The sequence below is a fragment of the Frateuria sp. GZRR33 genome (assembly GCF_051900425.1).
In the GTDB taxonomy this organism is placed as follows: domain Bacteria; phylum Pseudomonadota; class Gammaproteobacteria; order Xanthomonadales; family Rhodanobacteraceae; genus Frateuria_A.
Genome location: NZ_JBHZGK010000003.1, coordinates 297,914 through 316,168, shown reverse-complemented (window position 1 = coordinate 316,168; position 18,255 = coordinate 297,914). Strand labels below are relative to the sequence as shown.

The 18,255-nt window shown below is 69.1% G+C and carries 20 protein-coding genes; 15 read left to right on the top strand and 5 right to left on the bottom strand.

What is annotated here, in order from left to right; translation table 11 throughout:
• The first annotated feature begins 9 nt into the window (after positions 1-9).
• Positions 10-1,347, top strand: coding sequence for a PLP-dependent aminotransferase family protein (locus tag ACFWZU_RS05625; protein WP_439700443.1), 1,338 nt, complete (start codon positions 10-12; stop codon positions 1,345-1,347).
• A 169-nt stretch (positions 1,348-1,516) separates the two neighbouring features.
• On the opposite strand, the gene groL is transcribed toward ACFWZU_RS05625, so the two are convergent.
• Complete coding sequence (gene groL / locus ACFWZU_RS05620; RefSeq protein ID WP_439700442.1) at positions 1,517-3,160, bottom strand: chaperonin GroEL; 1,644 nt, start codon at positions 3,158-3,160, stop codon at positions 1,517-1,519.
• 59 nt (positions 3,161-3,219) lie between these two features.
• Positions 3,220-3,513, bottom strand: a complete 294-nt coding sequence (groES, locus tag ACFWZU_RS05615; RefSeq protein WP_049623107.1) for a co-chaperone GroES — start codon at positions 3,511-3,513, stop codon at positions 3,220-3,222.
• A 340-nt stretch (positions 3,514-3,853) separates the two neighbouring features.
• Here groES and cutA point away from each other — a divergent pair, with 340 nt between their 5' ends.
• The 12 genes from cutA (at position 3,854) to purH (ending at position 15,385) form a co-directional block, all read left to right on the top strand.
• Positions 3,854-4,192 (top strand): divalent-cation tolerance protein CutA, encoded by a 339-nt coding sequence (gene cutA, locus ACFWZU_RS05610; RefSeq protein WP_439700441.1) that lies wholly within the window; start codon positions 3,854-3,856, stop codon positions 4,190-4,192.
• 58 nt (positions 4,193-4,250) lie between these two features.
• Positions 4,251-5,147, top strand: a complete 897-nt coding sequence (locus tag ACFWZU_RS05605; RefSeq protein ID WP_439700440.1) for a DMT family transporter — start codon at positions 4,251-4,253, stop codon at positions 5,145-5,147.
• Positions 5,148-5,220: 73 nt separating this feature from the next.
• Positions 5,221-7,407, top strand: coding sequence for a protein-disulfide reductase DsbD family protein (locus tag ACFWZU_RS05600; RefSeq protein WP_439700439.1), 2,187 nt, complete (start codon positions 5,221-5,223; stop codon positions 7,405-7,407).
• Between the two features lie 2 nt (positions 7,408-7,409).
• Positions 7,410-7,937 carry a TlpA family protein disulfide reductase gene (locus ACFWZU_RS05595; RefSeq protein WP_439700438.1) on the top strand — a complete coding sequence of 176 codons (528 nt, stop codon included), beginning with the start codon at positions 7,410-7,412 and terminating at the stop codon, positions 7,935-7,937.
• Positions 7,938-8,156: 219 nt separating this feature from the next.
• On the top strand, positions 8,157-8,600 hold the full coding sequence (gene aroQ / locus ACFWZU_RS05590; protein WP_439700437.1) for a type II 3-dehydroquinate dehydratase: 444 nt from the start codon (positions 8,157-8,159) through the stop codon (positions 8,598-8,600).
• Positions 8,601-8,656: 56 nt separating this feature from the next.
• A complete protein-coding gene (accB, locus tag ACFWZU_RS05585) occupies positions 8,657-9,124 on the top strand; it encodes an acetyl-CoA carboxylase biotin carboxyl carrier protein (RefSeq protein WP_439700436.1) in 468 nt (155 codons plus the stop codon).
• Positions 9,125-9,144: 20 nt separating this feature from the next.
• A complete protein-coding gene (locus tag ACFWZU_RS05580) occupies positions 9,145-9,525 on the top strand; it encodes a four helix bundle protein (protein WP_439700435.1) in 381 nt (126 codons plus the stop codon).
• Positions 9,526-9,571: 46 nt separating this feature from the next.
• Entirely contained in the window at positions 9,572-10,939 is a 1,368-nt protein-coding gene (gene accC / locus ACFWZU_RS05575) for an acetyl-CoA carboxylase biotin carboxylase subunit (RefSeq protein WP_439700434.1), read from the top strand.
• A gap of 118 nt (positions 10,940-11,057) precedes the next feature.
• Positions 11,058-11,954 (top strand): 50S ribosomal protein L11 methyltransferase, encoded by an 897-nt coding sequence (prmA, locus tag ACFWZU_RS05570; RefSeq protein WP_439700433.1) that lies wholly within the window; start codon positions 11,058-11,060, stop codon positions 11,952-11,954.
• Positions 11,955-12,415: 461 nt separating this feature from the next.
• Complete coding sequence (locus ACFWZU_RS05565; RefSeq protein ID WP_439700432.1) at positions 12,416-13,183, top strand: zinc-ribbon and DUF3426 domain-containing protein; 768 nt, start codon at positions 12,416-12,418, stop codon at positions 13,181-13,183.
• Between the two features lie 176 nt (positions 13,184-13,359).
• Complete coding sequence (locus ACFWZU_RS05560; protein WP_439700490.1) at positions 13,360-13,650, top strand: helix-turn-helix domain-containing protein; 291 nt, start codon at positions 13,360-13,362, stop codon at positions 13,648-13,650.
• Positions 13,651-13,765: 115 nt separating this feature from the next.
• A complete protein-coding gene (gene purH, locus ACFWZU_RS05555; protein ID WP_439700431.1) occupies positions 13,766-15,385 on the top strand; it encodes a bifunctional phosphoribosylaminoimidazolecarboxamide formyltransferase/IMP cyclohydrolase in 1,620 nt (539 codons plus the stop codon).
• 121 nt (positions 15,386-15,506) lie between these two features.
• Here the strand turns inward: purH and ACFWZU_RS05550 are convergent, their stop codons facing one another.
• Positions 15,507-15,794, bottom strand: a complete 288-nt coding sequence (locus tag ACFWZU_RS05550) for a hypothetical protein (protein ID WP_439700430.1) — start codon at positions 15,792-15,794, stop codon at positions 15,507-15,509.
• A gap of 75 nt (positions 15,795-15,869) precedes the next feature.
• On the opposite strand from ACFWZU_RS05550, the gene ACFWZU_RS05545 reads away from it, so the two are divergent.
• Positions 15,870-16,583 carry a glutathione S-transferase gene (locus tag ACFWZU_RS05545; protein ID WP_439700429.1) on the top strand — a complete coding sequence of 238 codons (714 nt, stop codon included), beginning with the start codon at positions 15,870-15,872 and terminating at the stop codon, positions 16,581-16,583.
• A 144-nt stretch (positions 16,584-16,727) separates the two neighbouring features.
• The gene (locus ACFWZU_RS05540; protein ID WP_439700428.1) at positions 16,728-17,255 is read left to right on the top strand and encodes an REP-associated tyrosine transposase; all 528 of its coding nucleotides are present in this window, start codon (positions 16,728-16,730) and stop codon (positions 17,253-17,255) included.
• Between the two features lie 69 nt (positions 17,256-17,324).
• Here the strand turns inward: ACFWZU_RS05540 and ACFWZU_RS05535 are convergent, their stop codons facing one another.
• Together ACFWZU_RS05535 and ACFWZU_RS05530 are read right to left on the bottom strand one after the other, a co-directional pair.
• Positions 17,325-17,756 (bottom strand): EamA family transporter, encoded by a 432-nt coding sequence (locus ACFWZU_RS05535; protein ID WP_439700427.1) that lies wholly within the window; start codon positions 17,754-17,756, stop codon positions 17,325-17,327.
• Positions 17,757-17,763: 7 nt separating this feature from the next.
• A complete protein-coding gene (locus ACFWZU_RS05530; RefSeq protein ID WP_439700426.1) occupies positions 17,764-18,225 on the bottom strand; it encodes a DUF2782 domain-containing protein in 462 nt (153 codons plus the stop codon).
• Positions 18,226-18,255: the final 30 nt, after the last annotated feature.

Sequence of the window (18,255 nt, the reverse complement as noted above, 5' to 3'; positions counted from 1 at the left end):
AATGGCGGCATGACGGTTCCGACCTGGCAACAGTTGCTGCGTACGCTCGAGAGCGAGATCGCCAGCGGCACGCTGCAACCTGGCCAGCCAGCGCCCTCGCAGCGCGCCGCGGCGCGACGCTGGGGCGTGTCGGTCGCGACCGTGACGCGGGTCTACGCCGAAGCCACGCGGCGCGGCTGGCTGCACGCCCGGGTGGGCAGCGGCACGGTCGTGGCACGGCCAGCCGCGCCACCCGGCCCAGCGCCGGCCGCGGACCTGCACGACCTGGCGATAAACGCGCCGCTAGTGCCACGCCATCTCAATGCGTCGGCGCTGCTGCGCGATGCCTTCGCACGGCTCGCCGAAGGACGTGCACACGCCCTGCTCGACCGCGCCGGCCAGACCAGCGAAGCGGCGCAGCATGTCGAGGCGGCCGCAAAGTGGCTGACCACGCTGGGGATAGCCGCGGAGCCGGACCGCACGTTCATCACCCCCGGGGCCCAGGCGGGCCTGCTGGTCGCCTTGCGCAGTGCTGTCGGGGAGGGCGGCGGCATGGCCTGCGAGCCGCTGATCAACCCCGGCCTCGCCGCGGCGGCCGAGTTTGTAGGCGCGCGTCTGCTGCCGGTCGCCGTGGATGCCGAAGGCCCACGGCCAGAGGCCGTGGAGGCGCTGGCCGTCACGCGCGGACTGCGCGCGTTGTACGCCTCGCCCAGCTGTTCCAATCCGCTGGCGCTTCACTGGAGCGCAAAAAGGCGGCGCGAGCTGACAGCCCTCGCCGAAAAGCACGACTTGTGGGTGATCGAAGACGATGACGTACTTCCGATGGACCCCGCCTCCACGCCGCTGTGCACGTTGGCGCCCGAGCGCACGCTGTTGATCGTGGGGCTGTCCAAACTCGCCGGCTTCGCCCTGCGCACGGGCTTCGTGCACGTGCCGCGCGCGTTGGCGGATGGCTATCGACGGCATCTGCGCGCCGCCGTGTGGATGGCCTCGCCCGTCCTGGCCGAGATCGCCGCGCATTGGCTGGATACCGGCCTGATGGACGAACTGGTTCAGGCGCGCCGGCAGGATGCAATGCAGCACCAGGCGATCGCAGCGGCGTTGCTGGGTGGCCACGGCTACCGCGCGCCGGTATTCGGCACGCACGGCTGGCTGCCGCTGGCGAAACCGTGGGATGCCGAACGGTTCGCCTTCCACGCCCGCCGGCACGGCGTGGCCGTGGCGCCGGATGCCGAGTTCCGCCTCGCCGGCGTGCGCGGATGGGCCGGCGTACGCCTGGCTTTGTCCTCGACCGCCTCCAGTGCCCAGCTGCGCGAGGCGCTGGAGGCGCTGGCGCACCTGCTCGCGCACGGCCCCCAGCCCGGTTAGCGCACCGCCGTTGCCTTGTAGGAGCCCGCATGCGGGCGATGCTCCTGTCCTGATGTCTATCCGAGCCAGGAGCATCGCCCGCAAGCGGGCTCCTACAAAAAAAACAGCCGGGCAAAAGAAAACCCCGCGCGGGGCGGGGCTTTCTTCGATACAGCGGTGAGCTGGGGACTTAGAAGTCCATGCCGCCCATGCCACCCATGCCGCCCGGGGCGCCACCGTGGCTGTGCTCTTCCTTCTTCGGCAGCTCGGCCACGATCGCCTCGGTGGTGATCGCCAGGCCGGCAACCGACGACGCGTGCTGCAGCGCGGTGCGGGTCACCTTGGTCGGATCCAGGATGCCCATCTGCACCATGTCGCCGAACTCGCCGGTGGCCGCGTTGTAGCCGAAGTTGCCCGAGCCGTCCTTGACCTTGTTGAGGATTACGGAGGGCTCTTCGCCGGCGTTGGCGACGATCGCGCGCAGCGGCGCTTCCAGCGCGCGGCGGGTGATCGCGATGCCGAGGTTCTGGTCCTCGTTGTCGCCCTTGATGCCTTCGACGGCCTTCAGCGCACGGATCAGGGCGACGCCGCCGCCCGGCACCACGCCTTCCTCGACCGCCGCACGGGTGGCGTGCAGGGCGTCTTCGACGCGGGCCTTCTTCTCCTTCATCTCGACCTCGGTGGCGGCACCGACCTTGATGACGGCCACGCCGCCGGCCAGCTTGGCCACGCGCTCCTGCAGCTTCTCGCGGTCGTAGTCGGAGGAGGTCTCCTCGATCTGCGCCTTGATCTGGCTGATGCGCGACTGGATGCGCTCGGCTTCGCCGGCGCCGTCGATGATCGTGGTGTTTTCCTTGGTGATCACCACGCGCTTGGCACGGCCCAGGTCGTTGATCGTGGCCTTCTCCAGCTGCAGGCCCACTTCCTCGGAGATCACCTGGCCGTTGGTCAGGATCGCGATGTCCTCGAGGATCGCCTTGCGACGGTCACCGAAGCCCGGCGCCTTGACGGCGGCGACCTTGACGATGCCGCGGATGGTGTTGACCACCAGCGTGGCCAGCGCCTCGCCCTCGACTTCCTCGGCGACGATCAGCAGCGGCTTGCCGGCCTTGGCGACGCCTTCGAGGATCGGCAGCAGCTCGCGGACGTTGGAGATCTTCTTGTCGTGGATCAGGATGAACGGGTCGTCCAGCTCAACCTGCTGCGACTGCTGGTTGTTGATGAAGTACGGCGACAGATAGCCGCGGTCGAACTGCATGCCCTCGACGACGTCGAGCTCGTTCTCCAGGCCCGAGCCTTCCTCGACGGTGATCACGCCTTCCTTGCCGACCTTCTTCATCGCGGTGGCGATGATGTCGCCGATGTTGGAATCGGAGTTGGCGGAGATCGTGCCGACCTGGGCGATCGCCTTGTCGTCGGCGGTCGGGTTGGAGAGCTTCTTCAGCTCGCCCACGGCCGCGATCACGGCCTTGTCGATGCCGCGCTTGAGGTCCATCGGGTTCATGCCGGCGGCGACGGCCTTGAGGCCTTCCTGGATGAACGCCTGCGCCAGCACGGTGGCGGTGGTGGTGCCGTCACCGGCCACGTCGGAGGTCTTGGAGGCGGCTTCCTTGACGATCTGCGCGCCGAGGTTCTCGTACTTGTCGGCCAGTTCGATCTCCTTGGCGACGGACACGCCGTCCTTGGTGATCGTCGGGGCGCCGAAGCTCTTCTCGAGCACGACGTTGCGGCCCTTCGGGCCGAGGGTGACCTTGACCGCGTTGGCCAGGGTGTTCACGCCCTTGAGGATGCGCGAGCGGGCGTCTTCGCCGAAGCGGACTTCTTTGGCTGCCATGTGTCTTTATCCTTCGAATTCGGTAGGTAGATTGCGGAGCGTCGGGCGGGAGAGGCCGATCAGCCTTCGATCACAGCCACGATGTCGTCTTCCTTCAGGAAGACCAGCTCTTCGCCGTCGATCTTGATTTCCTGGCCGGCGTACTTGCCGAACAGCACCACGTCGCCTTCCTTCAGGCTCATCGGGCGGACGTTGCCGTCTTCCAGGATGCGGCCGGTACCGGCGGCGATGACCTTGCCGCGGGTCGGCTTCTCGGTGGCGCTGTCGGGGATGACGATGCCGCCGGCGGAGACACGCTCCTCTTCCAGGCGCTTGACGATGACGCGATCGTGCAGCGGACGCAGTTTGCTCATGGATGGAACTCCACTAGTTCGGGTTGAAAGAGGTGAAGGATCACCGGGTCGCTGTTAGCACTCGGTGACGGTGAGTGCCAATTCTACGGACGCAACCGGCCCCTGCAAGGGGCTGGAACGCGAATGGCTCAGCAGGTGGGGGGACAGGTGCAGGGTTTCAAGGGCCCGGGAGGGGTGGTCCGCGCTGCCGGGCCACGCGGAATCCCGCCCGAGGCCCTTGCAGGAGCGCACGGTGAGCAACCGCGCGGGCGACCCTTGCATGGCGGTCGCGCACAGGTGCGCTCCTACCGGTTTTCGCCAACGGTCCATCCGTGTGCGCAGGCGGCTACCATGGCGCGCCATGCCCGCCTCCGTCCTGCTCTGCTACTGCACCTGCCCCGACGCCGACAGCGCCGCGCGCATCGCCGAAACGCTGGTGGCCGAGCGCCTCGCCGCCTGCGTCAACCGCCTGCCCGGCGTCGCCTCGACCTACCGCTGGCAGGGTGCAGTCACCACCGACACGGAGCATCTGCTGCTCATCAAGACCACCGCCCTCCGCTTCGAAGCGCTGCGCACGCGCCTTCTGGCGCTGCATCCCTACGAGCTGCCCGAGCTCATTGCCGTGCCCATCGAGCACGCCCACGCGCCTTACCTGGCCTGGGTCTGCGAGGCCACCGCCGGGAAGCCGCAAGACTGCTGACAACGCTTGTCAGTGGGACCCGATCAGACTTGTCCTGTCCCACTCCCGCGATTCCAAGATGAAGAAGATCGACTACGCCGTCCTGCTGTCGCTGGGCGCCCTGTGGGGCGGCTCGTTCCTGTTCATGCGCATGGGCGCCGGTGCCTTCGGCGCGCTGCCGCTGGCGGGCCTGCGCGCGATCGGCGCGGCGCTTTGCTTCCTGCCGCTGCTGGCCTCGCGCAAGCGCCTGGCCGAATGGCGCCAGCACTGGTGGCCGATCGCCGTGGTCGGGCTGACCAACTCGGCGCTGCCCTTTCTGCTGTTCACTTTCGCCACGCGCAGCCTGCCGGCGGGCTTCGCCTCGATCATCGACGGCATGACGCCGATGTTCGCCGCGCTGATCGGCTTGCTGTGGCTGGGCCAGCGGCTGGACGCCTGGCGCGGCGCGGGGCTCGCGGCCGGTTTCACGGGCATCCTCTGGCTGGCCCAGGGCAGCCTCGCTGTGGCTCCGGGCGCCGGCATGGCGTTGCTCGCCTGCGTGGCGGCCACGGTGCTCTACGGCTATGCGGTGCACTACTCGCACCTGCGCCTGGCGAGCGTCAACCCGCTGGTGGTGACGATCGGCAGCCACATGGTCGCCGCGCTGGTGCTGCTGCCGACCACCGTGCTGGCCTGGCCGACCCGGCCGCTGCCGATGCACGCGTGGCTGGCGGCGGCAGGACTGGCCGTGTTGTGCACGGCGCTGGCCTACGTCTTGTTCTTCTGGGTGCTGGCGCGCGTGGGCGCGCAGCGGATCATGGTCATTCCCTACCTGATCCCCGCCTTTGGCGTGCTGTGGGGCGCTCTGCTGCTGGGCGAGCCGGTGACGATGCGCATGCTCGCCGGCTGCGCGGTGATCCTGCTCGGCACAGCGCTCACCACCGGGCTGGTGCGTCCGCGGCGTGCGGTGCCGGCACTGGCGGTCGAGAAGACATAAGGCCGCAACCGCGGGGGGCCCGCGGCGCGATGGGTCCATAATGGATCTCCCGCCCCGTGCCGCTGGATACGCGATGCGCCCGATCATCGGCCGCCTGGCCGCCCGCCTGCCGTTGTTGATGCTGCTCCTGTGCCTGGCCGCACTGGCGCGTCCGTCGTTCGCACAGGAAGACGACGGCCTGCTGCCGGTCACCGAGGCCTACAAGCTCTCGGCCGACGCCTCCACCCCGGGCCTACTCAAGCTGCACTGGGAGATCGCGCCGGACTACTACCTCTACCGTGGCCGCATGAAGTTCAAGCCGGCCGATGGCGTGACCCTCGGCGAACCGACCTTCCCCGGCGGCGAGAAGCACCACGACGAGTACCTGGGCGACGTGGAGATCTACCACCACGCGATCGAGGCCAGCGTGCCCTATACGTTGGCGCCGGGCACCACGCGGCTGCGTCTGGGCGTGCAGTTCCAAGGCTGCCACGAGGTCGATCCGAAGATCTGCTATCCGCCGCATACCGAGCAGCTGGACCTGCCGCTGCCGGCAGCCGCTGGTGCGACCGGTGGCGGCTCACTGGGCGCCGCGCTGGAGAAGCTCGGCGCCACCCACGGCGCGGCAGGCAACGACGCACCGCTGCCCGCGGAGCAGGCCTTCAGGCTCGAAGCCCTGGCGCAGGATCCGCACCACCTGCTGCTGCGCTGGACGATGCCGCCGGGCTATTACCTCTACCGCGACCAGACCCGGCTCGCGTTGCGCGACGGCCAGGGCCTGACGCTGACGCCGCAATGGCCGGCCGGCACGCGCAAGGATGATCCGCACTTCGGCAGCGTGACGGTCTATTTCAACGAGCTGGATCTGCCGGTCACCGTCACCGGCGATCTTGGCGGCCGCACGCACCTCGCGCTGCAGGCGAGCTTCCAGGGCTGCCAGGACGGCGGCCTGTGCTACCCGATGATGACCCGCACGCTGGACGTCGACCTCGGCGGCGCGGCGCCCGCGACCGGCACGCCCACGACGACCGCACCCGAAGCGCCGCCTGCATCTGCGACGCAAGGTCCGCTGCAGACCAGCCTGTGGCTCGCGCTCTTGCTCGCCCTTGGCGGCGGCCTGGTGCTCAACCTGATGCCGTGCGTGCTGCCGGTACTGTCGATCAAGGCGGTCGGCCTGCTGGAAAGCGGCGAAAGCCCGGCCCGTGCACGGGCGCACGCGATCGCCTACACCGCCGGCGTGCTGCTGAGCTTCGTGGCGCTGGGACTTTCCATCCTCGCCCTGCGCTCGGCCGGCCACGCACTCGGCTGGGGCACGCAACTGCAGCAGCCGCTGCTGGTCGGCGTGCTGGCGCTGGTGATGCTGGCGGTGGGCCTGTCGATGTCCGGGCTGGTGCAATTCGGCGCTTCGCTGGGCAACACCGGCGCGGGGCTCGCCTCGCGCGGCGGCATGGCCGGCGACTTCTTCACCGGCGTTCTGGCGGTGGTGGTGGCCAGCCCCTGCACCGCGCCATTCATGGGCAGTGCGCTGGCCTACGCGTTCGCCGCGCCGGCGGCGTCCGCGCTGCTGGTGTTCCTGGCGCTCGGGCTCGGCCTTGCGCTGCCGTTCCTGGCGGTCGGCTTCGTGCCGGCGCTGGCGCGGCGACTGCCGCGGCCGGGCCGCTGGATGGAGACGCTCAAGCAGTTGCTCGCCTTCCCGATGTACCTCACCGCGGCCTGGCTGGCCTGGGTGCTGGCCAACCAGCGCGGCGCCGACGCGGTCGGCCTGTTGCTGGTCGCCGGGGTGTTCCTGGCCCTCACCCTGTGGTGGTTCGAACGCAGCCGCGGCCGCGCCGGCCTGGTGCGCGCACCGGTGCTGCTGGCGCTGCTGGCCACCGCGGCGCCGCTGTACGGGCTGGCACAGCTGCCGCCCCCGGTACGCGCGGCGCGGGCCGACACGGGCACGGTCGCCTACAGCCCCGAAAAGCTGGCCGAACTACGCGCCGCCGGCACCCCGGTGTTCGTCGACATGACGGCCGACTGGTGCGTCACCTGCAAGGCCAACGAGCACACGGTGCTGGACACGGCCGCGTTCCGTGCGCTGCTCCAGCGCACCGGCGCGGTCTACATGAAAGGCGACTGGACCGACGTCAATCCGACCATCGCCGCTTTCCTGGAGCAGTACCACTCGCCGGGCGTGCCGCTGTACGTGGTGTTCCCGCGCGGTGGCGGCGAGGGCCGCAAGCTGCCGACGGTGCTCACCTCCAGCCTGGTCGAGCAGGCCCTGACCGAGGCGGCGCGCTGAAGATGATGACCCGGGCGAGCTGGCTCATTCTGGCGCTGGCGGTGCTCGCCGCCGCAGCCGGCGGCTGGCTGCAGCACGCCTCGCGCGAGCGGCGCGGGCCGGACCTGGTGGGCCAGCCGGTGCCATCGCTGCAGCTGCCCGACCTGGAAGGGCGCCCGCACACCCTCGCCGACTACGCCGGTCGACGCGTGGTGGTCAATTTCTGGGCCAGCTGGTGCGGCCCGTGCCTGAGGGAGATGCCGGCCCTGGCCTCCGCACAGGCCCGCTTCGGCGGCGATCGTCCGGCCGTGGTCGGCATCGCCATGGATACGCCGGAGAACGTGCGCGCTTATCTGGAGGCTTATCCGGTCAACTACCCGATCCTGCTCGGCCGGCTGGACGACCCCGACAGCGCGCGTCAGCTGGGTGATGGCGCCAGCGTGCTGCCCTACAGCGTGCTGCTGGACGCCGACGGCACCGTGCTGGCGAGCCACGCCGGGATGCTGGATGCGGCCACGCTCGAGCGTTGGCTGGGCAAGGGGTCCCAGTAGGAGCGCACCGGTGCGCGACCGGCAGGCCCGGCGCGCCGTGATGGCCCGGGTCGCGCACAGCCGCGCTCCTAATGGGTCTGGTCCACATACGCCCACGCACGGTTTGTGCAGCAGTTCTCCGCCGAACATCGCCGAACTGCGCCGAAGTGGACAACATCGCAAAGGGCGCGCACACTTCGCCCCTCGCCGGAATGCTCCGGCTGGCTGCCAAGGTGTCGCGTGGCGAAACTGCTGGTCCTGCACGGGCCCAACCTCAACCTGCTGGGCTCGCGCGAGCCGGAGGTCTACGGGCGCGACACGCTCGCGGACATCGACGCGCGACTGGCCCACCAGGCGCGGGCGGCCGGGCATGAACTGGCCAGTTTCCAGTCCAACGCCGAGCACGCCCTCATCGAGCGCGTGCAGCAGGCGCGCGACGAAGGCATCGCCTGGATCCTGATCAACCCGGCCGCCTTCACCCACACCAGCGTCGCCCTGCGCGACGCTCTGGCGGCTGTGGCGATCCCGTTCATCGAGGTTCACCTGTCCAACGTGCACGCGCGCGAGCCGTTCCGCCGGCACTCCTACCTGTCCGACCTGGCGGTGGGGGTGGTCTGCGGCTTCGGCGCCAACAGTTATTCGCTCGCGCTCGAGGCCGCCTTGCAGCGGCTCGCGCCGGCCTGATTTCCCATCAAGACCCGACCGGCCGCCCGCGCGGCCCCGAACAAGAAGGCACTCCCATGGATCTGCGCAAGATCAAGAAGCTGATCGACCTGCTCGAGGAATCCAACCTCGCGGAACTGGAAATCAAGGAAGGCGAGGAAGTGGTCCGCCTCTCGCGCGTGCCCACCGGCGGCATGACCGTCGCCGCCGCGCCGATGGCGCTGCAGGCCGCCCCCGTCGCGGCGGCACCCGCCCCGGCCGCCGCGCCCGCGGCCGCCGACGCCGCACCCGCCGCCAACGCCCTGCCCGAAGGCCACGTGGTCAAGGCGCCGATGGTCGGTACCTTCTACGCCTCGGCCACGCCGGGCGCGGCCGCCTTCGTCAAGGTCGGCCAGCAGGTCAAGGCCGGCGAGACGCTGGGCATCATCGAGGCGATGAAGATGTTCAACCAGATCGAGGCGGACGTCGCCGGGACCGTGCAGGCGATCCTCATCGAGAACGGTCAGCCGGTCGAGTTCGACCAGCCGATGTTCGTGATTGCCTGAGAGGCCGGGAATAGGGAATCGTGAATAGGGAATCGTTCAAGCGGCCGCATGCGCGCCTGCTGGTTTGGCAGGACGCCATGGAGCTCGTCGAAACGGTCTATGCCTTTTCCGGCTCCTTTCCTGACCACAAGCGCTTTGGGCTGACCGCGCAGATCCGGCGCGCGGCAGTGAGCATTCCATCCAACATTGCCGAGGGTGCAGCTCGACGCTCCAAGCCGGAGTTCCGGCGGTTTCTCTCCATGGCACGTGGCTCGCTTTCCGAGGTGGACACGCAGTGCCAGATCGCCGAACGATTGAAGTACGGGCAGGCTCCAGCAAATCTGCCCGGATTGGTCGACCGGGTGTTCGCTAGGCTGACCGCCCTGCTGAACACCCTGAGTTCCCCAGGAGGTGCGCAATGAGCAAGCCTGCCGCACTACGATTCCCTATTAACGATTCCCTATTCCCATGCTAGAAAAAGTCGTCATTGCCAACCGCGGTGAGATCGCGCTGCGCGTGCTGCGCGCGTGCCACAGCCTTGGCATCAAGACCGTCGCGGTGCATTCCACCGCCGACCGCAACCTCAAGCACGTGGGCCTGGCGGACGAGGCGATCTGCATCGGCCCGGCGCCGTCGGTCGACAGCTACCTCAACATTCCACGCATCATCGCGGCGGCGGAGATTACCGACGCCCAGGCGATCCACCCCGGCTACGGCTTCCTCTCCGAGCGCGCCGACTTCGCCGAGCAGGTGGAGCAGTCCGGCTTCATCTTCATCGGCCCGACCGCCGACGTCATCCGCCTGATGGGCGACAAGGTCGAGGCGATCAAGGCGATGAAGGCCGCCGGCGTGCCGTGCGTGCCCGGCTCCGGTGGTCCGCTGGGCGACAACGTCGAAGAGAACATGCGCATCGCGCGCGAGATCGGCTACCCGGTGATCATCAAGGCGGCCGGCGGCGGCGGCGGCCGCGGCATGCGCGTGGTGCGCACCGAGGCGCACCTGGGCAACGCCATCACCATGACGAAGCAGGAGGCCAAGGCCGCCTTCGGCAACGACATGGTGTACATGGAGAAATTCCTGGAAAACCCGCGCCACGTGGAGATCCAGGTGCTGGCCGACGGCCAGGGCAACGCGATCCACCTGGGCGAGCGCGACTGCTCGATGCAGCGCCGCCACCAGAAGGTCGTCGAGGAAGCGCCGGCGCCGGGCATTACGCCCGAGCTGCGTGCGCAGATCGGCCAGGTCTGCGTGGAAGCCTGCCTGCGCATCGGCTACCGCGGCGCCGGCACGTTCGAGTTCCTGTTCGAGAACGGCCGCTTCTACTTCATCGAGATGAACACCCGCATCCAGGTCGAGCACCCGGTGACCGAGTTCATCACCGGCATCGACCTGGTGCGCGAGCAGCTCCTGATCGCTGGCGGCGAGAAGCTCTCGATCCGGCAGGAGGACGTGCAGATCCGCGGCCACGCGATCGAGTGCCGGATCAACGCCGAGGATCCTGACACGTTCATGCCCAGCCCCGGCACGGTCAAGCGCTTCGAGGCCCCGGGCGGCCCGGGCGTGCGCGTGGACACGCACCTGTACGATGGCTACCGCATCCCGCCCAACTACGATTCGATGATCGGCAAGCTGATCGTCTACGGTCCCGACCGCGAGACCGCGATCTGCCGCATGCGCCTGGCGCTGGCCGAAACCGTGATCGAAGGCGTCAAGTGCAACATCCCGCTGCAGCAGCGCATCATGGCCGACGCCGGCTTCCAGCACGGCGGCCAGAACATCCATTACCTGGAAAAGCGCATGGCCGAGCAGAAGGAACCGAAGGCCAGCGGCGAGTAGTCCGACCCGGCAGGTACCCCTGTAAAGGCGCACCCTGTGCGCGACCGCCATGCACCCGGTCGCGCACAGGGTGCGTTCCTGCAGTGACCAACAAGCAACACGCCACGCAAAAGCATCCATGCCCTTCCTCGAACTCGCCCTCACCCTCCGCGCCGAGCAGCAGCCGCGCGTGGAGGAAGCCCTCGACGACCTGGGCGCCCTCTCGATCACCCTGCGCGACGCCGACGCCGAGACGCCCGACGAACAGGCGATCTTCGAGCCGGGCGTGGGCGAGCTGCCGCTGTGGCCGACGATCACGCTCGACGCGCTGTTCGAGGCCGGTACCGATCGCCGCGGCCTGGTCGAAGCCCTCGGCGAACTGCTGCCCTGGCTGGAGCCGGACCAGCTCGCCTTCCGCGAAGTTGCCGACGAGGACTGGGAACGCGCCTGGATGGACCAGTTCAAGCCGATGCCGTTCGGGCGACGGCTGTGGATCTATCCGTGGAACATCGAGCCGCCCGCCGAGGAGGACATCGTGGTCGTGCGGCTCGACCCGGGCCTGGCCTTCGGCAGCGGCACCCACCCGACCACCGCGCTGTGCCTGGAGTGGCTCGACGGGTTGGACCTGGCCGGCAGGCAGGTGACCGACTACGGCTGCGGCTCGGGCATCCTGGCCATCGCCGCGCTCAAGCTCGGCGCCGCCGGTGCGATCGGCGTCGACAACGACCCGCAGGCACTGACGGCGTCCAACGACAATGCCGAACGCAACGGCGTGGCCGATCGACTCCGCGTGTTCCTGCCGGGTGAGGAACCCAGGGCGCCCGCCGACGTGTTCGTTGCCAACATCCTGGCCGGGCCGCTGGGCGAGCTCGCCCCCACCTTCGCCGCCGCCTGCAAGCGCGGCGCACCCTTCGCCATCTCCGGCATCCTGGCGGGCCAGCAGGAGGAATTGCTGGCGCGCTACGCCGAATGGTTCGACGACCTGCGCGTGGACGCGCGCGAAGACTGGATCCGCATCAGCGGCCACCGCCGCTGAGCCGCCGCATCCTGCAGGAGGGCACCTGTGCCCGACCGTGGTGCGGGGCGGTCGCGCACAGGTGCGCTCCTTCACAAGGCTCCTGCCGACAAGCTTCTCCCCGCCGCACGCAGGAAGGGTCCTGGCGCGCTGCGGATAGCTCGACGTCCACTGCGTGGACGAGCGCGACGACCGGATCCGCATCAGCGCCACCGCCGCCATACCTGATCCTTCCCCCGCCTGCGGCGGAAGGTGCCCACAGGGCGGATGGGGGCAGGTCAAGCGGGAAGCCCTCCGCTTGACCTGCCCGCACCCCCGACACGGCGCGAAGAGCGCCTCATCCGCCTTCGGCACCTTCCCGCGCGACCGCGGGGGAGTTACGGTCTGCGGCAACGCGCCGAGCGTGCAGTCGAGCGTCATGGCCCCGGACAACGTGCGCTCGCGCTCCGACAAACGCCGGCTTTCGCTTTACTCTTGCGCGCATGTACACCCAGTGCCCCGACTGCCGCACCGTCTTCTCGCTCGACGCGAGCGTGCTGGCGCATGCGCGCGGGGCGGTGATCTGCGGCAACTGCGAGACCCTGTTCGACGCGCTGGACACGCTCGCCGAGCAACTGCCGCCCGAGCCCTTCCGGCTGCTTCCAGGCCACACGCGCTCCGAAGAGGCGCCCAAGCTCGACGTGGCAATCTACCGTCCGCGCGAAGACGTGCCGGTCGCCGTGGCCGAAGCGCCGGCCTTCACCCCGCAGTTCGTCAGTGATCGCCGCGCCGCCCGCCGGCGTCCGCGCCGCTGGCCGTGGGTCCTGACCTGCACGCTGCTGGCCGTACTGCTGGCTGCCCAGGTCGCCTGGGCCAAGCGCGACGTGCTGATCACCGACCCGGCCGTCGGCGCGTGGCTGCGCCAGGCCTGCGCCTCGCTCGGCTGCCGGTTGCCGCTGGTACGGGACGTGCACCGCCTGCATCTGGTCGCGCGCGACGTGCAGGCGCACCCGAGCGTGCCGGGTGCGCTGATGATCAGCGCCACCGTCCGCAACGACGCCCCCTTCGCCCAGCCCTACCCGGTGGTTTCGCTGACGCTCTCCGATGCCGACGGGCATCGCCTGGCCATGCGCCGCCTGCACCCGTCCGAATACCTGGATGATGCCGCCGTGCTGCGCGCCGGCCTGGCGCCTGGCGCCAGTGCAGCGCTGTTGATCGAAGTCGCCGACCCGGGCAACCGCGCGGTCGCCTTCGAATTCGGTTTCGAGTGAGCGACGGTTTCGATTGAAACGAACGGCTGCGGGCGGCAGCACTTAAATTTATCGGCCAGCGCCGGTACACTCGGCCTCTCGCGCATGCTCCATCGCATGCCAAGCGCGCCATGCCGGCGAGATCCACCATAACCACTGCAGCGGCCCACGCCAGCCGCCGCGTCGCTCGTGAGGTACTGCCTGTGAACGCCGTCCGATTGCCTGTCAACGAGGCCGTCCGGGAGACCCCGTCGTCGCAGAGCGCGCTGGGCGAGTGCGTCAGCCGTACCGTGCGCCGCTACCTGGCCGACATCGGCGATACCGAGTGCGACGAGGGCCTGCACGCCCTGGTGATCCGCGAGGTCGAGGGGCCGCTGCTGCGCGAAGTGCTGGCGTTCCACGATGGCAACCAGAGCCGCGCTGCCGCCGTGCTCGGCATCAACCGCGCCACGCTGCGCAAGAAGCTGGCCGCGCACGGCCTGCTGTAACCTGCCCGCCGGGCAGCGGGCACGAGGTCGATACGCTTTGGCCGTATGGCCGTCCAAACAGCGCTCCGGCTTCGCCGGGTTATAATTGCCGGCTTCCCCCTTCCTGGAAGCCGCCATGTCCGCCCTCACCCCGATCCGCCGTGCCCTGCTCAGCGTCTCCGACAAGACCGGGCTGATCGAGCTCGGCCGGCGCCTTGCCGCCAGGGGCGTGCAGTTGCTCTCCACCGGCGGCTCCGCCAAGGCGCTGCGCAATGCCGGCATCGCCGTGACCGACGTCAGCGAGCTCACCGGCTTTCCGGAGATCATGGACGGCCGCGTCAAGACGCTGCACCCGAAAGTGCACGGCGGCCTGCTCGGCCGGCGCGGGACGGACGACAAGGTGATGGCCGACCTCGGCATCGCGCCGATCGACCTGCTGGTCCTGAATCTCTACCCGTTCGAGCAGACCGTCGCCAGCCCTGACTGCACGCTCGAGCAGGCGATCGAGAATATCGACATCGGTGGCCCGGCGATGCTGCGTTCGGCCGCGAAGAACTGGGCGGACGTGGCCGTGTTGACGGCACCGGAGCAGTACGAGGACGCACTCGCCGAGATCGAGCGCGACGGCGGCCTCTCGCGCGCCACGCGTTTCAGGCTCGCGGTGGCCGCGTTCAACCGCGTGTCCGACTACGACGGTGCGATCAGCGACTACCTATCCTCGCTCAAGCTCAACGACGCGCACGACGCGATTGCCGGTCACGAAACCTTCGGCGGCCAGGCGAACGGCCGCTTCGTCAAGCTGATGGACCTGCGCTATGGCGAGAACCCGCATCAGAGCGCGGCCTTCTACCGCGACCTGTATCCCGCGCCGGGCACGCTGGCGACCTTCCGCCAGCTGCAGGGCAAGGAGCTGTCGTTCAACAACATCGCCGACGCCGACGCCGCGTGGGAATGCGTGCGCAGCTTCGTCAAGCCGGCCTGCGTGATCGTCAAGCACGCCAACCCCTGCGGCGTGGCGGTGAGCCTGGACGGTATCGGCAAGGCCTACGACCTGGCGTTCCAGACCGACCCGACCTCGGCGTTCGGCGGCATCATCGCATTCAACCGCGAGGTCGACGGCGCCACCGCGCGCGCCATCGTCGAGCGCCAGTTCGTCGAAGTCGTGCTGGCGCCCGGCTACGCCGACGACGCGCTGAAGGCCTTCGCGAAGAAGGGCAACGTGCGGGTATTGGAAATTCCGCCGCCGGCCAACGCCGATCTGGAGCGGGGCGACCTGCGTTCGCCGCACCCGGGCATGAACGTCAAGCGCGTGGGCTCGGGCCTGCTGATCCAGACCGCCGACACCGGCATGATCGGTGCCGCCGACCTCAAGGTCGTCACCAGGCGCGCCCCCACGCCCGAGCAGATCGACGACCTGATCTTCGCCTGGAAGGTCGCCAAGTTCGTCAAGTCCAACGCGATCGTCTACGCGAAACACCGGCAGACGATCGGCATCGGCGCCGGCCAGATGAGCCGCGTGTACAGCGCGAAGATCGCCGGCATCAAGGCGGCCGACGAGAAGCTCGAAGTGCGTGGCTCGGTGATGGCCTCGGACGCGTTCTTCCCGTTCCGTGACGGCATCGATGCCGCGGCCGAGGCGGGCATCGCGGCAGTGATCCAGCCGGGTGGCTCCATGCGCGACGCGGAGGTCATTGCCGCCGCCGACGAGCACGACATGGCGATGGTGTTCACCGGCATGCGCCACTTCCGCCACTGAACGTTCGAACCCCTCTCCTGCGGGAGAGGGGTTGGGGTGTGGGTCCGGCGGAGCGCAGCCCCGGCCGGCCGCACCTTCATCGTCGCTGCGGCGCACCTTCTCCTGCAGGGAGAAGGAACCATCACTGCACGAAGCGCTGCACCAGCTGCTGCCACTCCTGCTCCGGCGGATCGCCGCAGAACGGTACGCCGGCCCGCCCGTACCAGTAGCGGGCGTTGTCCAGATCGCCTTCGAGCCGGTGCACGAGCGCGTGGATCGCCGCGGCGCCCGCGTCCTCCAGCCCCTGCACCAGGTGGTGCGCGCGCTCCGGCTCGCCGTGGCCCAGCCACCACAGCGCCTGCAGATGCTCGGACAGGCCGGCGGGCGGCGTACCACCGGCGAGCGATGCTTCGAAACGGGCCTGGTCCATACGGCTGCCGATGATGCGCCCTCACGGCACCTTGTGGTGTGCATTGCGAGGCTTGGCCGGTACGGAGGCCCAGCCATGACCTACGAGCTCTACTACTGGACTGGCATCCAGGGACGCGGCGAATTCATCCGGCTTGCGCTGGAAGATGTCGGTGCCGACTACGTCGACGTCGCCCGCAACCGCGGTGATGCCGTGATGGATCCCTTCCTCACCGGCGAAAGCACCGAAGATGCGCTGCCCTTCGCCCCACCCATCCTGCGTGCCGGCCACCTGCTGATCGCGCAGACCGCAGCCATCCTGGCCTACCTGGGCCAGCACCTGCGGCTGGTGCCCGAGGGCGAGGCGCGGCGCATCTACGCCAACCAGCTGCAGCTGACCATTGCCGACCTGGTCGCCGAGATCCACGACAGCCACCATCCGATCGCCGCCAGCCTGTACTACGAGGATCAGCAGCAGGAAGCCGTGCGCCGCGCGGCCGACCTGCGCACGCACCGGCTGCCCAAGTACCTGGGCTATTTCGAACAGGTGCTGGCGCGCTCGGACGGCAGGCACGCGCTGGGCGAACACTCCTACGTCGACCTGTCGCTGTTCCAGTTGATGGCTGGCCTGGATTACGCCTTTCCCAACGCCATGCGCCGCCTGCGCAAGGACCTGCCACGCCTGTGCGCGCTGGCCGAGGACGTCTCCCGGCGCCCGCGCATCGCCGCCTATCTCGCCTCGCCGCGGCGCCTGCCGTTCAACGAACAGGGCATCTTCCGCCATTACCCCGCGCTGGACGATCCGACCTGACGCGGGTTGCGGTGGGCTGAAGCCCACCCTACGACCGTGACTTTGTAGGGTGGGCTTCAGCCCACCGCAACCTCGCGCAAAACCTACCCGCCACGGCGCCTTCCCCCGCTGCCGCATCAAGGGCTGGCGACCGACGCTGTCGCGATGAGCAATTACCTGCGTACATGGCAACCGGGCGGCACCTTCTTCTTCACCCTCGCACTCGCCGACCGGCGCAGCGCCCTGCTGACGCAGCACATCGGTCTGTTGCGGGCGGCACTTCGGCAGGCACTTCGTGCCAGGCCTTTCAGCGTGGAGGCAATGGTGGTGCTTCCCGAACACCTGCACCTGCTCTGCACGCTGCCGAGTGACGATGCGGACTACGCCACGCGCGTCGCGCACCTGAAAGCCAGCTTTTCGCGGAACCTGCCGGACGGCGGTCCGCCAGCACGCCGTTCCCGACGCGAGCGCGGCGTGTGGCAACGCCGCTTTTGGGAACACACGATCCGTGACGAAGGGGACTTCCGGAACCACATCGATTACATCCACTACAACCCTGTCAAGCACGGGCATGTGGATCAGGTCAGAGATTGGCCTTGGTCAAGCTTCCACCGCTACGTAGCCCGAGGACTGCTGGCGCAGGATTGGGCGGGCACGAAGGAAGGCGACACGCGCGCGCGCTTTGGCGAGTAACGGTGGTGGGCTGAAGCCCACCCTGCGGGTCCGCGGGGGTTGGTAGGGTGGGCTTCAGCCCACCATCCCTCAAGACAACGCGATGACGATGGCGCCGGCGACGATCAACCCACCACCGACCAGCAGCGGCACGCTCGGTCTCTCGCCCAGAAACATCACCCCCAGCACGATCACCATCGCCACGCTGAGCTTGTCGATCGGCGCGACCTTGCTCACCGGCCCCAGTTGCAGCGCGCGGTAGTAGCAGAGCCACGACAGCCCCGTGGCCACGCCCGAGAGCACCAGGAACACCCAGCTGTGCCACGGCAGCCCTGCCGGGCGCGCCCACTCGCCGCGCAGGCTGAGGATGCCGGCGGTGACCGCAAGGATCACCAGCGTGCGGATGAAGGTCGCCAGGTTGGAGTTGATCCCGGCCACGCCGAGCTTGCCGAACAGCGCGGTGAGCGCGGCGAAGAACGCCGAGCCCAGCGCGAACAGCAGCCAGCTCTGGCGCAGGTCCATGATCTCCTCAGTCGCCCGCGGAGGACGCCGGCGCGGGCTTGGACTTGCCCCACTCGAGGATCTTGTACATCACCGGCCGCGTGGGCTTCTGCCCGTGCTCGTCGACCAGCCGACCGCTCGGATCGACCATGTAGGTCTGCGCGATGCCGTTCGGCGGCGTGACCACCACCATGTAAAGCTGTCCGTTGCGGCGATATTCCTGCACGACGTTCTCGCCCTGCTGATGCACGCTGACCTCGGGCATCGGCTCGCCCGACCGGATCGGCTCGGGCTTGCGCGGCAGCAGCGAAGTGCCGGTTCGCGCCGGCGTCGCGGCCTGCTGCTGCGCCGGCGCTGGTGCGCTCGGCTCGACGCCCGGATCGTTCATCCCCGGCGGCGGCGGCACGTTCACCGGCGGCGGCGTCGACTGGGCGAAAGCGGGCGCGGCGAGGAAGGCAGGAACGAGGACGAGCGCGGCGGCAAGCTTCATGGCTTCGGGTCCGGGGGGAGATGTGCGGCG

Excerpts from the sequence above, each read along its gene's own strand:
- ACFWZU_RS05625 (WP_439700443.1), top strand. The coding sequence starts at position 10 with ATGACGGTTCCGACCTGGCAACAGTTGCTGCGTACGCTCGAGAGCGAG.
- groL (WP_439700442.1), bottom strand. The coding sequence starts at position 3,160 with ATGGCAGCCAAAGAAGTCCGCTTCGGCGAAGACGCCCGCTCGCGCATC.
- groES (WP_049623107.1), bottom strand. The coding sequence starts at position 3,513 with ATGAGCAAACTGCGTCCGCTGCACGATCGCGTCATCGTCAAGCGCCTG.
- cutA (WP_439700441.1), top strand. The coding sequence starts at position 3,854 with ATGCCCGCCTCCGTCCTGCTCTGCTACTGCACCTGCCCCGACGCCGAC.
- ACFWZU_RS05605 (WP_439700440.1), top strand. The coding sequence starts at position 4,251 with ATGAAGAAGATCGACTACGCCGTCCTGCTGTCGCTGGGCGCCCTGTGG.
- ACFWZU_RS05600 (WP_439700439.1), top strand. The coding sequence starts at position 5,221 with ATGCGCCCGATCATCGGCCGCCTGGCCGCCCGCCTGCCGTTGTTGATG.
- ACFWZU_RS05595 (WP_439700438.1), top strand. The coding sequence starts at position 7,410 with ATGATGACCCGGGCGAGCTGGCTCATTCTGGCGCTGGCGGTGCTCGCC.
- accB (WP_439700436.1), top strand. The coding sequence starts at position 8,657 with ATGGATCTGCGCAAGATCAAGAAGCTGATCGACCTGCTCGAGGAATCC.
- accC (WP_439700434.1), top strand. The coding sequence starts at position 9,572 with ATGCTAGAAAAAGTCGTCATTGCCAACCGCGGTGAGATCGCGCTGCGC.
- prmA (WP_439700433.1), top strand. The coding sequence starts at position 11,058 with ATGCCCTTCCTCGAACTCGCCCTCACCCTCCGCGCCGAGCAGCAGCCG.
- ACFWZU_RS05565 (WP_439700432.1), top strand. The coding sequence starts at position 12,416 with ATGTACACCCAGTGCCCCGACTGCCGCACCGTCTTCTCGCTCGACGCG.
- purH (WP_439700431.1), top strand. The coding sequence starts at position 13,766 with ATGTCCGCCCTCACCCCGATCCGCCGTGCCCTGCTCAGCGTCTCCGAC.
- ACFWZU_RS05550 (WP_439700430.1), bottom strand. The coding sequence starts at position 15,794 with ATGGACCAGGCCCGTTTCGAAGCATCGCTCGCCGGTGGTACGCCGCCC.
- ACFWZU_RS05545 (WP_439700429.1), top strand. The coding sequence starts at position 15,870 with ATGACCTACGAGCTCTACTACTGGACTGGCATCCAGGGACGCGGCGAA.
- ACFWZU_RS05540 (WP_439700428.1), top strand. The coding sequence starts at position 16,728 with ATGAGCAATTACCTGCGTACATGGCAACCGGGCGGCACCTTCTTCTTC.
- ACFWZU_RS05535 (WP_439700427.1), bottom strand. The coding sequence starts at position 17,756 with ATGGACCTGCGCCAGAGCTGGCTGCTGTTCGCGCTGGGCTCGGCGTTC.
- ACFWZU_RS05530 (WP_439700426.1), bottom strand. The coding sequence starts at position 18,225 with ATGAAGCTTGCCGCCGCGCTCGTCCTCGTTCCTGCCTTCCTCGCCGCG.